At 62.5% G+C, this 15,405-nt stretch carries 8 protein-coding genes; 5 read left to right on the top strand and 3 right to left on the bottom strand.

The window, feature by feature from the left end; translation table 11 throughout:
• The first annotated feature begins 238 nt into the window (after positions 1-238).
• Entirely contained in the window at positions 239-382 is a 144-nt protein-coding gene (locus OKA05_RS29385) for a sulfatase-like hydrolase/transferase (RefSeq protein ID WP_343226995.1), read from the top strand.
• A gap of 144 nt (positions 383-526) precedes the next feature.
• Positions 527-844: an alkaline phosphatase family protein gene (locus tag OKA05_RS29380; RefSeq protein ID WP_439331385.1), complete on the top strand. Its 318-nt coding sequence runs from the start codon at positions 527-529 to the stop codon at positions 842-844.
• 348 nt (positions 845-1,192) lie between these two features.
• Here OKA05_RS29380 and OKA05_RS24395 read toward each other — a convergent pair whose 3' ends face one another.
• Together OKA05_RS24395 and OKA05_RS24390 are read right to left on the bottom strand one after the other, a co-directional pair.
• Complete coding sequence (locus OKA05_RS24395) at positions 1,193-6,424, bottom strand: fibronectin type III domain-containing protein (protein ID WP_264489825.1); 5,232 nt, start codon at positions 6,422-6,424, stop codon at positions 1,193-1,195.
• A 44-nt stretch (positions 6,425-6,468) separates the two neighbouring features.
• The gene (locus OKA05_RS24390) at positions 6,469-7,050 is read right to left on the bottom strand and encodes a hypothetical protein (protein ID WP_264489824.1); all 582 of its coding nucleotides are present in this window, start codon (positions 7,048-7,050) and stop codon (positions 6,469-6,471) included.
• A gap of 438 nt (positions 7,051-7,488) precedes the next feature.
• Between OKA05_RS24390 and OKA05_RS24385 the strand changes: the two genes are divergently transcribed.
• From OKA05_RS24385 to OKA05_RS24375, 3 genes are all read left to right on the top strand, one after another.
• Positions 7,489-10,932 (top strand): glycosyl hydrolase, encoded by a 3,444-nt coding sequence (locus tag OKA05_RS24385; protein ID WP_264489823.1) that lies wholly within the window; start codon positions 7,489-7,491, stop codon positions 10,930-10,932.
• A 385-nt stretch (positions 10,933-11,317) separates the two neighbouring features.
• The gene (locus OKA05_RS24380; protein ID WP_264489822.1) at positions 11,318-13,015 is read left to right on the top strand and encodes a discoidin domain-containing protein; all 1,698 of its coding nucleotides are present in this window, start codon (positions 11,318-11,320) and stop codon (positions 13,013-13,015) included.
• A gap of 74 nt (positions 13,016-13,089) precedes the next feature.
• Entirely contained in the window at positions 13,090-14,367 is a 1,278-nt protein-coding gene (locus OKA05_RS24375; RefSeq protein WP_264489821.1) for a hypothetical protein, read from the top strand.
• Between the two features lie 113 nt (positions 14,368-14,480).
• On the opposite strand, the gene OKA05_RS24370 is transcribed toward OKA05_RS24375, so the two are convergent.
• Positions 14,481-15,365, bottom strand: a complete 885-nt coding sequence (locus OKA05_RS24370; RefSeq protein ID WP_264489820.1) for a sugar phosphate isomerase/epimerase family protein — start codon at positions 15,363-15,365, stop codon at positions 14,481-14,483.
• Between the last annotated feature and the right edge of the window lie 40 nt (positions 15,366-15,405).

Below are 15,405 nucleotides of genomic sequence, written 5' to 3'. Positions count from 1 at the left end.
TGCTGGCCGCTCAAATCCACGCCGCCGTGCCGGTGGTAACAGGAGGCAAACCCAACATTCTCTTCATTTGCACCGACGACCATTGATACGATGCGATGGGAGTGGTGCAACGCGAACAAGGCGAACAGGCGAGATTTCCCTGGTTAGAAAGGCCATATACAGACCGCCTAGCGGCCGAGGGGGTTCGATTCCGCAACGCCTTTGTCACGAGTTCGCTCTGTTCACCGAGCCGGCCGTCATGTTGACGGGCCGCTACAATCATCTCAACGGCGTGGCCAACAACCACACGGAGTTTCCCGCAGACAGCGTCACCTACGCCACCCTGCTGCGCGCGGCAGGGTATGGAACCGCCTACGTAAGTAAGTGGCAAATGGGGCAGTAGAGCGGACAGCGGCCGGGATTTGATTATTCCGCCTGCTACATTCAGCATGGAACTTACATTGACTGCCCGTTTGAAATCAATGGCGTTGAAGAACCAACCACAGGCTGGGTGGATGACGTGGCGACTGATTTTGCGATATCATACATGCGCATTAACCGCAGCCGGCCGTTCTTGCTGACGGTGGGTTTCAAGTCGCCGCACGCTGTCTGCTTGCCACCAGCGCGACTAAGAGAAGCTTTTGCCGGAGAACGCTGCCGTCCCGCTTTCAATGAGCAATTCACACCTCCGTATTTGACGGATGAGCAAGGTTCAGGGAAGGCGAGAAAACAGGATCCCTTGAAACCTGATTCCCACCTGGATTATTTCCGCTGCGTGGCCGGTGCGGATGAGAATCCAGGTCGTCTGCTGGCCGCGCTAGATGAACTCGGGCTGGCGGAAAACACCATTAGTTGTTCGATCTGAAGTTGGACCCTTTCGAAACCACCAATTTGGTCGGCAATCAATCATTGAGGATGGAACTGGAGGCGGAGTTTGCCCGCCAATCGAAAGCCGTGCAATTTCAGATCCCCAGTTACATCGACAAATTACCGGCTCAGAAAGCGCATCGACCAGTCGCGTCGCCAACCGACTGAGGGCGGACAGCCCCCGAGAACTGAAAATTCCGGTCCAGCCGAGGCGCGGTTGCTGCTCGCCTAGCCCCAGCGGTCCACGCCACTACTCGACGCGGAGGTCCGTCACCTCCGCAGGACCTGCGGGCGAAGATTGAACATGGGTCCTAGGATCGGTGGGATGTTGGCAATCGCAACCCCATCAAGGCACCACGATGCGGTAAAAACGCTGGGGCTGCGCGGCTCCGCCCGGGTCGGTGATTTGGATGATTTCGCCCGTGCCCGTAATGTCGTCCTCCACGATGGTCCATGAACCGCTTTCCATCGTGGCGGAGCATTCGAGGCGGTAGGTGATGCCACCGACCGATGGGAAACTCACCAACATGTCCTCCCCGCTTGGCGCCATTTCGCTGACTTTCAACAGGCTGGCGGGGTCGCCCGGATCGGTGCCCGCGATGAACTCCTGAGCGTTTAGCCAGCCGTCGCCGTCCGGGTCCGCGGTGGGAGCGGCGGTGCCGGTGTCGCCAACGACGCCGAAATGCGCGAGACGCCAGTTCTCGACGGAGGTGTAGGTCGTGGCCGGGGCCTCGGTGGTGGCCGGACCGGTGCCGCTGGCGTTCACGGCGCAGACGACGTAGTAGCAGGTCACGGCATCGCCAAGTCCGATGTCGGTAAACGTGGCCGCGGCGGGCGTGGCGATGGTGGTGAAGCCGGAGCCGCTGGTGTCGGATCGTTTCACGAGGTAGGCGCTCGCCCCCGCGACGGGCGTCCACGCCAGCTCGATCTGGCCGCTGCCGCCGGTGGCGGCCAGGCTCGCGGGAGCGGACGGCGTGGGCGCGACTCTGATCTCATCAATGTTCGCGAGGTCCTGCCCGTTGCTTTCGAAGCGGATGGTATTGGTCGCGCCGCCGGTGAGCGTCACGTTGACGGTTTTGGTCTGCCAGGTGGTCCATGAGCCGGTGAAGTCGAACGTGATGGCCTGGCTCACGCCGTTGACGATCAGGAGCCCGGTGCGCGTGCCTGTGGGCAGGGCGTAGCGAATCGAGAGCAACGCATTGCCACCGCCGCCGCCCCCGACGTTGACGAACTGGAGGAACCCGCCCGTCACGGGGAAGTTAATGAATCCAGTGCCATTGAAGCCGATGTTGTTGCTGTCGAGTGTCGAACCGCCGCCGTATGAGGCATGGCTCGGATCCTCCACCGGGTAAATGGCGGAGTCTGGCTCCGGAAATAAAGTCGCGCCGACTTCAGAAGAGTCCGCGCCTTCGCCGACGAAGTTTAAGGCGCTGACTTTATAATAGTAGGTCGAACCGGTGCTGAGGCGGGTGTCGAGATAGGTGGTCGTCGTCAAATTCGTGCCGATGACGGTGTAAGGTCCGCCGCTGACGGTGGCGCGCTTGACGGAATAAGTCGTAGCGGTACTCGCGGCGGACCACGCGAGAGCGATCTGACTGCTTGATGTGGCCGTCGCGGTAAAGTCGGCCGGTGCGGGTGGCGGCATGGTAATCGACGAACCGGAGATGGATACGTTGTCGATCACCGCTTGGGCTGCCTTGGTGTTGTCCTTTGCCGTGACGACAAAGCCCGCCTCCAGTCCCCCCGGCATCGTGAGCGTCGCCGTGCCTGCCGAGGTCCAGGCGATCCCATCTGCCGAAAAGAAGGACGAAATGAGACTGCCTTGCCGCACAAGTTTGAGCCAGACGGGTGCCTGGAGGCCTGCGGTCGTCGTTGTGGAGGTGGTGCCTCCTGCGGACGTGCGGCGTTGGAAAAGCACGCCCGAACTCGGCGTCACAAACACTCCGGCATAAACTGCGTTAGCCGCTGTGCCGCTTCGGATCATCAACCCGGCTTTGGCGGCAGGGTTGGAATTGTCGAGGCTGGCGATGCGGGCGATCAGCGTGATCTCATCGGCCAGTGTCTGATGGACGAAGCCGAAGGCATCCGCGGAACCGCCGATGTCCGCGCCGCTCGCACTCACGGTGTAAACCTCTCCGGAAACGCCCGCGAGAGTCGGCGTGGAGAGCGCACCGACATCGGTTACCTGATAGCCGGGAACGTTCGGCAGGGTGAAGTCCGATTGAATCGTGTAGTTGCCCGCCGGGACCGTGAATGAATAGGTAGCGCCGTCGGAGGTCGAGCCCGCCACCAGTCCTGCGGGGAAAGTCTGCGTCGCGCCGTTGTGAAGCGTGACCCGCGGCAGCCGCGCACCCGGCCGCGGCAGGGTGACCGTCACGGGGGCGAGCGCCGCGCAGAACCAATCATTTCCCGCTGTCCGCAACGAGGCAGCGGTGGCGGCGGTCGTGCTAACGGCCTTCACGCCGTGAACTCCCCGCGCGACCTCAAAGCCGGAGCCCAGATAGAGTTCGCTGACCGCTCCGTCCCGCACCTGAATGGCGCCGTGCATCCCTTTGAAAGCGATGTTTCCAGAAGTCTGCCGCGCGCCGTTGTCATCGGAGAAAAGGTAGGTCGTGTCCGCCAGCGCGGGATTGCCGAGCTCGCTGTTCACCGCGACCATGATCGTGTTGCCGGTGGAGAATCCGTCCAGAGCGCGGACGGCCGTTACCTTCGGGCCTGCGGAATTGAGCGAGGGCTCGAAGACGGAAATGAATGGATTCGTCCAGGCGTTGTTGTTCTGCCGGATGAGGATGGTCGGCATGACGCGATTGTTGAAGGTGCTGGGAAAAGAACCGGGGAGCACGGCCGTCTGCCCATTGACCGAGAAAATGGTGCGGTTGGGCTGACCCAGCATCCACATCGTCATTTTCGCGGCCGTCGCGGCGTTGCCGGTGTTGACGTCGAACTCGGTCTTGAAATCGCCGGAGAAAGCGGCGGATTTCTCGTCCTTGAAGTAGTCGTAACCCTTTTGATTGCCGTTCGCCGACGTGAGCACGCCGGAGGATGCCAATATCGGGGACGTCCCACTAACAGCGGAGACCGTGGCGGACAGGCCGATGGAATGGTAGAGATAATCATGCGACTGCGTGGTCGCGGTGGTGGATTTCAGCTTGCTGCGGAAGACATCGAAGTAGAACCCACTCTGGCTGCCGGTGAGTACGTTGGCGACCAGGCGGCGTTGGTCGGCCGAGACGCTGGAGGGCGACGTGTTGGACAAATCGGCGTAGACGAAGTTGAAATTCGGCGAGACAGCCGCAGCAGTGGTCGCGGGTTCCACCGCGCGGGTGGTGAAGGCACCGCCGGCGGTGGACAGGCCGCCGACGATGACGGTGTTATGGGACGGCGGCTTTTTGATGTAATCGTGGTAATCCGGCTGCCAGTAGCTGCTGCCGCGCGACGGGTCCGGCCCGATCGTCATGCCCGCGCCGTAGAGTTCGAGGGCGAGCCCCTGGTTCTGCGCATGCCCGCCCGCCGTGCCCGCCAGGCTGCTGCCGAGCGAATAGCGGTAGTCGGCTGTCGGCGTGCGCATGATCCATTGGTTGAGCGGTGCGGCATGGAAATGCCGGCTTTGCACGGGCGGCGTGGGTGGGATTTCGGGCAACTCCCCGGAGTAAAAACACAGCGGCACCAGCCCGCGGTTGTTGGTGCGATTGTAAGGGCTGCTGAGACCCTCCGCGGTGCGGAGGGCGCCGACCATTTGGGCGAGTGTGGCGGTGTCGCCGCGACGTTGGGCGGCGGCGGCGAGAAGCTCCATTGGCTCCGTCTCCACGGTCCGGGAACCGGTGTCGCCGCAGTTGGCGGCCCAGCCGTGCGGATAGAGCATCTGGTTCTGGACCATGACGGCGCGCGGAAAAATGCCAGACGCGAGCAGGCCGGTGCCGAAGCCACTGCGGTCCAGAAGGCTGAGGATGTCGGTCAGGTTGGACGTCACATCGATGCCGTAGCCCCACGCTTCCGGCCAGAGCGCGGTGGTCTGATCGTAGCCGGTTTGAATGACTTGCGTCAGTCCGGTTTGTTTCGGCAGGGCCGCGTTCAGGACGACGTCGGCGTAGTACTCGCGGCCCTTGCCATCGGGGTAGGCGGAGTTTGGCTGAAGCACGAGGCCGAGATGGGTGATGTAAATGGCCTGGATGATGTTCCAGTTTCCGGTGGGGTTTCCTCCGTCTATCTGTCGGTTGGCCACGCGTCTGAACTGTGCCTCGATCAAGACCGTGTCCTTGCCTTGTGCCACAAGGTAGGGATGCAGGAAATCGTAGGTGATCGCGGAGGCGCGATTCATTTCATCGTGGATGACCTCGAAGGTGACGGTGCCGCAGATGGATGCGGCGCCGGTCGGGATCGTCTGCTTGAACGAGTAGCCGTACCAAAACTGCCAGAAGATGTCCGTGGCGAACTTCGCGAAGGCTTCATCACCGGTCAGCCAATAGACAAAGGCCGCGTCCCGCGCCTTGGCCATGAGGTCCGCGTTTGCCTTCTCGATGGCTTGGCCGGTCAACCCGGGATCCGTCCAAGCATAGACGCCGGTCGTCTTGTTCTTCATCCAGATCTTGCCTGTGCCGGCCGGATCGTCGTTGTAGGGGAGCGCCGAACTCCCGCTGTCGAGTGAATAGTCGGTGGCCCAGTCGCGCGCGCCGGCGAAACGAGGCGTGGGAACGGGCGGAACTCCGGCCGCGCCGTGGCTGCCGCTTTGCCAGCGGTTGGAAGAATTCACCGTATCCACGGTGTAGCGGTTCACCCAGTTCATCTGCATCCGGGAAAGGATGTAATTCGGGTCGGTCCGGTGGCGGTTCACGTCGGCGGCGACACCGTTGTAAATCGCTTGGTAGGCCGTCGCGAACCACGGCACGGTCCGGATGTTTTCGATGATGCGCGGACGGTCCGGCGGACCCGCCATGAGGCGCGGATGGACGTCGGCGAGCGGTGCGCCGAACTGCATGCGCAGCACGGGCGCGTCGGCCGCAGCGCCGTCGGCGGTGGCGAGGTTGTAGCCGATGATGGAGGTCGAGCCAACGTCGGGGTTCAGACGGAGAAAGACGTTGGTGCCGCCCGCGTAGGCGGGGTTCGCGGCGTAGAAGTCTTGTAGGTAGGAGATGAAATTCGTCGAGGTGACTCGGCCTGTCGCGGTGGTCGGCTCGATGATGTTGTCCTGCAATTTCACGCCTTCGGAAGCGGTGTTTGCCGCGAGCGCATTGAGGACCGGCGTCGTGCCCGCTTGAAAACCGATCCCCCACAGGTCGGTGTTAAAAGTGGAAGCGCCGGATTTCGACACGTAGGTGAGGGCGAGCGTCGCGGACGTCACCACCTGACCGGCAGGCACCGGGGGCAGCGCGAAGATATAGACACAATTGCGAAACCCCGGACTACTCGCCGCATTGGTCGCCCCCGCGCGGGCGGTAACGGCTGTCGTGCTGCCGACGACCGGCCCCGGAGCCAGTTCATAATCGGCCTTCTGTCCCGTGATCAAGGTCTGGGCGACGACCGAAGACGTAAACGCGAACGCAAGGATGCACGCGAAAAGGTATGTTTTGCGCACACTCATTTCCTACTGTCCGGAATTCATCGGGAGAGCATAGGCCCCACCACTCAGAGACCTCCCTGCGGTTCCGCCTTTGGCGCGCCGTCATCATAAACCACGTTGAACACCCAGGAATAGAGTCCGATGGTGACGGTGCTAAGCGTGATGGAGCGCTCGCCCCCATTCACGGCACCCTTGCTCCGCCAAGCGGCACTGAACATCGAACTCCCCGCGTCCTTGCCGTCGCGAAGCTTTGACCTTGATACACTCTTCACCGAGGTGGGATTTCCATACTGGCTGGTCAGCTGGTCCCGCACGCTATCGTTTGCTTTCAATCCCAGCCGCACACATTCCTCGCGTTTGCCGGAACTGACTTCGAACACCGCTGTGGCGCGATTGAACCGGTTGTTCGTGAACTCCATCACGAGTGATCGCAAAGGCTGCCCCGCATAGCTACCTTTCTCGAACTCAAGTTTGTGTTCCGACTTGTGATCCTTGAGCTTGAATCCCCGTTCCACCATCGTGGTCTTCGCGGTCTCGCGATCTGCCCCGAACTTCAAGCCCAGGAATCCTTCGATTGCCTCCGCCCCGGTCAGTGACGAACACGAGGCTATCAGGCTGGCGATGATGATGCGAATTCCGGATTTCATGATATGTGGGTTTTTTCCGTGTGGGCGACTCGATTCAAAGTTCGATCCGAGCCGACTATACAGGTGCAAGCATACTATGTTTGTAAACGCCCAGTCCATATCCGCCTGATCACGCATTTACGGGATGTTCCGTTCGCCGCGATTCCTGGCACGATGATACTGTTCTCCCATCACCCGGGAAGATTGTCTCACTGCCACAATGCGCCCACGTCTGTTTGAATCCACGGTCGACCGTTCCGTCACGCTCGCTTGCGCGGCAATCCTGCCCAGCATCATCCCGCCTGTTTGTGCGGAGGACCACACCTCGCCGGACGGCAAGACCGCCGCGCGGATCGCGGTCCGGCAGGATGTCGCTACTGTCAAGCGATCCGCCTCGTGCCCGCGACTCCAGCGGGCCTCAAAGCCATCCGCCCCTACGCGCTGTAAATTCCCCCTCCCATGCTCTTGAAAACCACTCTCGTCGTTTCATCGATCTTCGCTGGCGTAAACCTCCTGCTGGCGGCCGATCCGCTGTCCTCCGGGTTTGCCACGCCGCCGCGCGAATCGCGGCCGGAGACATGGTTTCACTTGATCGGCGGCAACGTGGCCAGACCCGGACTAACCGCCGACCTGGAGGCGGTCGCCGACGCGGGATTGAGCGGCATCCAGCTCTTCCACGGCCAGTTCGGCGGACCGTGGCCCGGCGTCACGCCGCAGATCGCCTGCCTCAGTCCTTCATGGGACGGCATGATCTCGCACACCGCGGATGATTGCCGCCGCCTTGGCCTGAGCTTCACCATGCAGAATTGTCCGGGATGGGCGATGTCCGGCGGCCCGTGGATCAAGCCTGAAAACTCCATGCGCGACCTGATATTCAGCCGAACGGATGTGGTCGGCGGAAACCAGGTTTCTATCCACTTGCCGAAGCCCCAGCCGAGCGCCGAGGACTGGCGCGACTACCGCGATATTGCGGTGCTCGCGTTTCCCACTCCGGCGGGCGACGACGGGACGAATCTAGTTCCCTCCGCAGTGCGTGGAAGTAACGAAAAGCTGCCTTGGGCGGATTTGTTGCACGGAGCAAAGGGAGTTTCCATTCAGTTGGCGCCCGCGGCAAATCATGCTTGGGTCGAGGTTTCGTTCGCCACACCGGTGACTTTGCGGTCCTTGGAGCTGCCGTCCGTGGAGAAGCTTGCGAGGCGCCGGAACTTCGACCCCGGAGCCGCGATCCGCGTTGAGGCGGTCGGGCCAAACGGACTTGTGCCAATCGCGCGCCGAGAGATTCCTCGCAGCAACTGGCAGGATGATCAACCGCTCGTCCTCGCCCTGCCGGACGCCACCGCCAGCACCTTCCGCTTCACTTTTGAAAACAAGACGGCGCTGGAACTCTCCAGCTTCCGCCTTTCGTCCGCCGCCCGCGTCGATGACTGGCACGGCCAGGCGGGCTACGTGCTGCGGAGTCTGAACCGAAGCCCGCCGCCGCCGCAGGACGAGGCCTCTTGGATCGCCCCCGCCCGTGTGGTCGATCTTTCCAAGCACATGGACTCCGGCGGTAAGCTGGAGTGGACGGCACTGGCGGGAAAATGGACGGTCGTGCGCTTCGGCCACGTCAACACTGGTGCGAGGAACGCCCCCGCGCCGAAGGAGGCCACCGGATTCGAGTGCGACAAGCTTTCGAAAAAAGGGGCAGACGTCCATTTCGCCGGCTACATCGGCCGTATTTCCGCGGCGGGCGGCCCTGCGGATGCGGGACGCTTGAATGGCATGGTGATTGATAGCTGGGAATGCCACACCCAGACGTGGACCCCGGAAATGGAGCGCGAGTTCGCCGGACTGCGGGGATACGCACTCCGACCGTGGCTGCCCGCCCTGGCCGGCTGGGTGATCGGCGACCACCTCACCAGCCGGCGCTTCCTCCGCGACTGGCGCGCCACCCTCAACGACCTGCTCGTTTCCAACTACTACGGACGCCTTGCCACGCTCGGCCGGGAACGCGGGCTGAAGCTTTCCTTCGAATCCGGTCCGGGCGACGTGCCGACCGGCGACATCCTGCAATACTATGGCAAGGCGGACATCCCGATGTGCGAACTCTGGCATCCCAACGACCCGCACTGGGGCGGCCTGGAGTCAAAGCCGATTCTGCCAGCCGTTTCCGCCGCCCATATTTACGGGAAAAAGCAGGTCGCTGCGGAGGCGTTCACCAACATCGACATCAAGTGGAACGAGCACCCCTTCATGTTGAAACACCTGGCGGACCGGCATTTCGCGCAGGGCCTCAATCACCTGGTCTTCCACACCTACACCCACAACCCGCGGCTCGATGTCGTGCCCGGTACCTCCTTTGGGGCGCAGATCGGCACGCCGTTCATTCGCGGCCAGACTTGGTGGCCGCACATGCCGGAATGGACGCGCTACCTCTCCCGCTGCCAGTTCATGCTTCAACAAGGGCGGCCGGTGGCGGACGTGCTCTGGTATCTTGGCGATGACTTGGATCACAAGCCGCGCCAGGAGCAGGTTTTCCCCGAGGGCATCAAGTTCGACTATCTGAATCCCGACGTCCTCATCCACCGCATCAGCGTCGCCGATGGTGTTTTGAAATCTCCCGAAGGCGTCACATGGAAAGCCCTCTGGCTGCCCGGCGGAACCCGGCTCACCTTGCCATCGCTCGCCCGCCTGCACGGCCTCGTCCAACAGGGCGCCATCGTGATCGGCCTCCCCGCGTTTGAAAACCCCTCGCTCAGCGGCGGCGCGGCGGACGAACTGAAATTCAAACAAATCGTCCGGAAACTCTGGGGAGAAACGATAGCCGCGACCGGTGATCGGAAACTCGGCAAGGGCCGCCTCCTCTGGGGCGATCCCCTCGCTTCCCTGCTGGAGAAGGCCGGCGTCCAGCCCGACGTGACCGGCGCGGGTGCCGCCACCTGGTGTCATCGGCGGACGGACAACGCGGAAATTTATTTCGTCGCGGCCGATCGCAGGTTCCCGCTGAACGCCAATCTCCGCTTCGCCAGCCAAGGCGTGCCGGAGTTGTGGAATCCCCTCCTGGGCACCGGCAGGCCTGCGGATTTCCATCAGATCGCGGGGAATGGAACCACAGTCCACATCAGCCTTCCGGCGGCGGGCTCGGTGTTCGTGATTTTCCGCAAGGAGAAGAGCAATCCCGGCTTCGTGCGGATGGATCGGGACGGGAAAACCCTCGTCGATCTGACGGATCCGCAACGCGTGGACAAGCACCCGCCCCAGGCGACCCAGGGATTGAAGTCCGGTGAGCCCGTGCAACCGCTCGTGGAAAGCCCGCCCCTGACTGCGGAAATTCTCGATGGCGGCCAGCGATTGCTCGCCTGGCAGGCCGGCGACTACCAACTCCGGCGTGGCGATCAGTTCGTCGCCAAGGTAACGGTCGAGCCCCTGCCTGCGGTTCCTCTAACGGGCCCGTGGAAATTGTCATTCCCGCCTGGCTGGGATGCTCCCGAGCGGATCGACCTGCCGCAGCTCAAACCTTGGTCAGACCTTGAGGATCCGGCGGCACGCGCCTTTTCCGGTTCCGCGACCTATACCTGCGAAGTGAATCTTGACGCCCCCGCCGCCGACACACGTTACCTGTTGGACCTTGGGCACGTGTCGGTGATCGCCGAAGTCGTGGTCAATGGAAAACTGGCCGCCACCCTGTGGGGACCACCGTTCCGGGCTGACATCACGACCCACCTCACCGGCGGCGCGAATGTGATTTCCATCAAGGTCACCAACACTTGGTTCAACCGTCTCGCCTACGATGCCTCCCTGCCGCCGGACCGGCGCAAGACCTGGACCATCCGCGCCCCGGCCGCCACCGCGCCCTTGGAAACGTCCGGCCTCGCCGGACCGGTGGTGTTGCGCTCAGGCCGGCTTGTCGAGCTGCCCCGCTGAGCTGCCGCGAGCCGATTCCTCACGATGTGAGGGGTAGTGTCCTAATTTCCAAATTAGGACACTACCATGTGAGGCTATTCCTTGGCAGTGGTACCCGTTTCCCCGGTGCTTGCTGTCCTGCGAGAAACCCCGCGAACACGGGATGATTTCCGGCCTCCCCGTTGTGTAGCATCTCATCGTGGTGCTGAATCCTCGTGATCACTTAACCCGGTTCACAGTCATCGCCTTCAAAAACCCAAGATAATGTTATCCGCCGGTTCAGCCGCATCCGGAGGACCAGCCACAACTCCGATTTCCGCAACGGACTTCGCCTTTTCATCACTTTCTCCTCCCGTGACCGGCGGGAGGGAGACTCCACCAAGCTCCGGTCATCTAGCAAAATCCTATGAAAACAAAAAAAACCCATAGTCCGCTGTTCCGCAGCCTCGCTGCGGGCGCCCTCGCACTCACCGCCCTCCTACAGGCCCACGCCGTCGAAGTCAGTTCCGGCGGCACCCAATCCGTCCTTGAGGTCGGCTATGATGACGACACCGTCTCGGGCAACACGACGAACTTCCGAGCCAAGGGCGGCAAGTTGTTTATCCACCCGAACGGCTGGAGTGGCGCGGGCGCGACGTCCGACGCCCAGCGCAACACCATCGTGAGCCTTTTCCCCGCGCCTCCGATCATCGAGACCACGGCGGGCACCGGCAACGGCGCCAGCGCCTACGGCTTCTACAACACCTACGTCGATAATTTTTACAGCACGCTCGACACCGTCTGCGTGAACAATCTCGAGTCGCAGCCCACCGCGCAGACCACCGCGGCGCGGAACTCCTACGCGGCCCGTTGCTCGGCCATCGCCGTCATCGCCTCGGCCAACGGTTACTCGGACAGTTATCTCACCAGCAATCCGTTCTCAAGCTCCGCGTTCAACTTGCTGAGGGCGAACATCCTCGCCGCAGGCGGCGTCGCGACAGACGCCCCGCCGCAGTATTACTTCGACCGTGGAGCCCCTTATCGCCAGTGGACCGCCGATCTCCTCGCTTGGACCTACGGGAACAACCTGCGCACCATCTGCCTCGTTTACGCCCGCGACACCGGCTGGTTCTACGACGACACGCGCGCCTACGTGGCGGACCTCATCGCCCGCGGCGCCCGCGTGACCGACTGGACTCCGCACCAATACGACAGCAACCGCGACGCGAATCCCTTCACCCCGATCGGCGATGAAAAACGCGCCTCCTCCGGCAACTACACGGCACTGCGCCTTGCGGAGTTCGAAGAAGGCTTCGTTGTGGACACGGCTTCCACGAACTCGACCTACTCGAACCGCAATCCCCAGTATCTCGTGGACGGCGTGGTCACGGGGAACTATGGCTCCATCGACCAGCTCGGCCACTACTACCAGTTCGACTTCGGGCACAACCGCTCCGTCAGCGGCGTCGGCCTCGCCTTCTACCTCGGCGACCAGCGGAACTACACCTTCACGGTGCAGACTTCGACGAACGGCACGACCTGGACGAACCGGTTGACCAATGTCGTGAGCTCCGGCGAGAGCGCTGGCCTCGAGGATTTCTACTTCGCCGAGGTCACCGCCCGCTACGTGCGCATCGTCAACGGCGGCAACTCGGCGAACAACTTCCTCGCCCTGCACGAGGCCCGCTGCCTGGGCTGGCGCCTCACCCGGCCCTTCTTCGCGGGCATCACCGCCACCGCGCCCAACGCCCAGTCCGGCTATCCGGCCTCGAACCTCGTAGACGAAGACGGACTTTTCTCCACGCGCTGCTCGGTGGAAAGCATCAACAATTACATGCAGATCGATCTGGGCACAACGAGGACGCTGACTGGCGTGACGGTCGCCGTTTACAACGGCAACACCCGCCAGCAGAGCTTCGACGTGCAGCTTTCCACGAACGGCACGAGTTGGACCACGGTACTCACGGGCGCGCAGACCAACGGCGTCACGAAGTGGAACGAAGACTTCCTCTTCAGTAGCGGCCAGGGCGCCCGTTACGTGCGCTTCATCAACAAGGGCAATACCTCCTCAAACTTCCCGAACGGCATGTCGCTCACCCGCGCCGGCGCATTCGGCTCGGAGTAATCGCCATCAATGGCAGGGACGGCTCGGAGAGGCCGTCCCTGCCTTCATCTCTAAAATCCCAACGCATCACAGCCATGCCTTACTTTTCCGCCAATTCCTGGATCCTTCCGGCCCTCGGCACCCTTGCGCTGGGTGGCGCCATTTACTTTTACTACGCGCCGGCAGCTCCAGACGGGGCGAGGAAAACAGTTGCCGCTTCCAAATCCACCCCGGCCACGTTCGGCGTGTCCATTTCCTCCGAGGCATCCGCGCCCGCCTCCCCTCGCCCCTCCCGCCCGGACGACGCCCTGGCCGCCCGCGTCTCCGAAGCACTGCCTTCAGAATTTCCCGACCTGCTCAGGGAAATTGGCGCCGTCACCGACCCCAAGAGACGCCTCGCACTGGCCAGGATCCTGATCAAGCGATGGGGGCAGCGCTCGCCCAACACCTTGCGGGATCTGCTCAAGAGGCTTCCCAATTCGCCGGACGCCGAACTGATCCCGCTCATCGCGGAGGCCGCCGACAATCCGCTCCGAATTCCCGCCGACCTGATATATCCCCTGGCCGCCACCCAGATCGCCCACGATCCAGAGCGCGGCGCAAAATGGGCCGTGGGTTTTCTTGCCGAGGACAACGGCGAACTGGCATGTTACGAGGTGGTCGGGGCTTACGGGAAAATAGATCCGCAGGCCGCCTTAGCCCTCATCTCCCATCTCCCCGAGAAAAATCGGTCGATCGCGCTTGGCCACATTGCGGCGATGTCGGATTTCAAGAACCCCTCCGCCGGGCTGGCCTTCATTGAATCGATGGATCCCGCCGACCAAGTGCGCTATGCCCAAGCGTTTTTCCGTGCCTGGGTGAACAATGACCCGTCCGCCGCTGCCGCCACGCTGGCGACCTTCAAGCTGCCGGGCGAAGGCCAACTTCCGGTCAATGAGGTGGCCGAGGCTCTCACCCACGGGGAGGGCCCGCAGAAAGCCCTCGATTGGGCGAACACGCTGCCCACCGGCGAGCAGCGCGGCGAGGCCGTTGCCTCCATTTACTCCGCATGGGGGCGGAGTGCGCCGCTGGAGGCCCTGCGCGACTGTGCGGAAAAATATCCCGAAACTCCCGAACTCGCGGCGGCCATCTTCCAGAGAGCACTGACCCTGCGAAACACCGGTGAAATGATCCACGCCATCAAGCAGATCGCCGACCCCCGCCTGCAGGGCCACGCCACCGAAGGCCTCGTTTCGCAGATATTGCAATTCGATCCGCCCGCCGCCGTGCGTAACCGCCTGGCCGAGTTTCCAGAAGGTCCGTCTCGCGACACCGCAATGCGCCTCGTAGCGGAAAGGGAAAAAGCAACTGCGAACGCGACTCCGGATCGCTGACCCAGACCGTGGACCGCACGCGGCACGTCGCGGCTGTCGGATGGTCCGACTTGCTGGGGGAGGCGAAGCAACGTCCGACGGGAGCGGCTGCACCCAGTCCATGGATGTCTTCCTCAGGGTTCGACAGCCGCACCGGATCCCAGCAACTCCGCTTTGATCCTCTTCCACGCCGTAATGCCCTTCGAGAGCTTTTCCCTGTCGTCACCCGCCACGGCGTAGAACTGATGGCCGACCGGCCCCCGGTAGCCGATGTCGCGGAGCTGTCGGAGGAAATTGGCGGTGTCGAAGGAACCGGATCCCAGCGGCAAGGTCTCCCATGCGGTCGGACCTTTGCCGGGGATGGGCGAGGCGCCGTTGATGGACACGAGATTCAGACGGGGGGCGGCGGCCTTGAGCACTTCGCCAAGCCGACCGCTGTTTCCTGCGAAGAGTTCGTGGCAGAGATTCACGCTCACGCCGACGTTGGGAAGATCGACGAGATCCGCGATGCGCACGGCGTCCTCCGCGCTGGCGACGTAGAAGCCGGCATGCGGGTAGAGCGAAACCTTGAGGTCCGCTTCCGCAGCGAGAGCCGCAATCTCCCGGACGATTTTCGCGGCGTCCGCATCCTGCTTGCCACGCTTTCCATCGCGCAGGGTTAGCCAGATGATGGTTTCCGAACCCTTGAGCATGCGGATCACCTCCTTGAAACGGGGGTCATAGGGCTCAGCGGGTTTATCGACGAAGGTGTAGAGGTAAACCGCGCGGATGGGCACCTTGGCGCTGTTGCATGCCGTCAATTTGGCGGCGAAGTCGGAGGGATCGAGATAGTTGTAATGAATGCCTTCGTAACCAAGCGATCTTACGGTTTCAGCCTGCACCGCGGGGGGCCAGACGCCGCGTCCGACTCCGTTGTCGAAGGGAAAAAACGACCATTCGCGAGGGGCTTCCCCAGCGATGACGGGGCCGCAGGTGAGTGACAGGCAGAAGGTCACAATGGAAGGGAGGAAGCGCCTCATTCCGTTCATGATGATTGTCGGAGGTCAGATCTACGAACCA

Origin of the sequence: Luteolibacter arcticus (genome assembly GCF_025950235.1) — a bacterium.
Lineage (GTDB): Bacteria > Verrucomicrobiota > Verrucomicrobiia > Verrucomicrobiales > Akkermansiaceae > Haloferula > Haloferula arctica.
Note: the sequence above shows the minus strand (reverse complement) of the source record. Positions and strands in the feature narration are given on the sequence as shown.

Excerpts from the sequence above, each read along its gene's own strand:
- OKA05_RS24375 (WP_264489821.1), top strand. The coding sequence starts at position 13,090 with ATGCCTTACTTTTCCGCCAATTCCTGGATCCTTCCGGCCCTCGGCACC.
- OKA05_RS24370 (WP_264489820.1), bottom strand. The coding sequence starts at position 15,365 with ATGAGGCGCTTCCTCCCTTCCATTGTGACCTTCTGCCTGTCACTCACC.
- OKA05_RS29380 (WP_439331385.1), top strand. The coding sequence starts at position 527 with ATGCGCATTAACCGCAGCCGGCCGTTCTTGCTGACGGTGGGTTTCAAG.
- OKA05_RS24385 (WP_264489823.1), top strand. The coding sequence starts at position 7,489 with ATGCTCTTGAAAACCACTCTCGTCGTTTCATCGATCTTCGCTGGCGTA.
- OKA05_RS24395 (WP_264489825.1), bottom strand. The coding sequence starts at position 6,424 with ATGAGTGTGCGCAAAACATACCTTTTCGCGTGCATCCTTGCGTTCGCG.
- OKA05_RS29385 (WP_343226995.1), top strand. The coding sequence starts at position 239 with ATGTTGACGGGCCGCTACAATCATCTCAACGGCGTGGCCAACAACCAC.
- OKA05_RS24380 (WP_264489822.1), top strand. The coding sequence starts at position 11,318 with ATGAAAACAAAAAAAACCCATAGTCCGCTGTTCCGCAGCCTCGCTGCG.
- OKA05_RS24390 (WP_264489824.1), bottom strand. The coding sequence starts at position 7,050 with ATGAAATCCGGAATTCGCATCATCATCGCCAGCCTGATAGCCTCGTGT.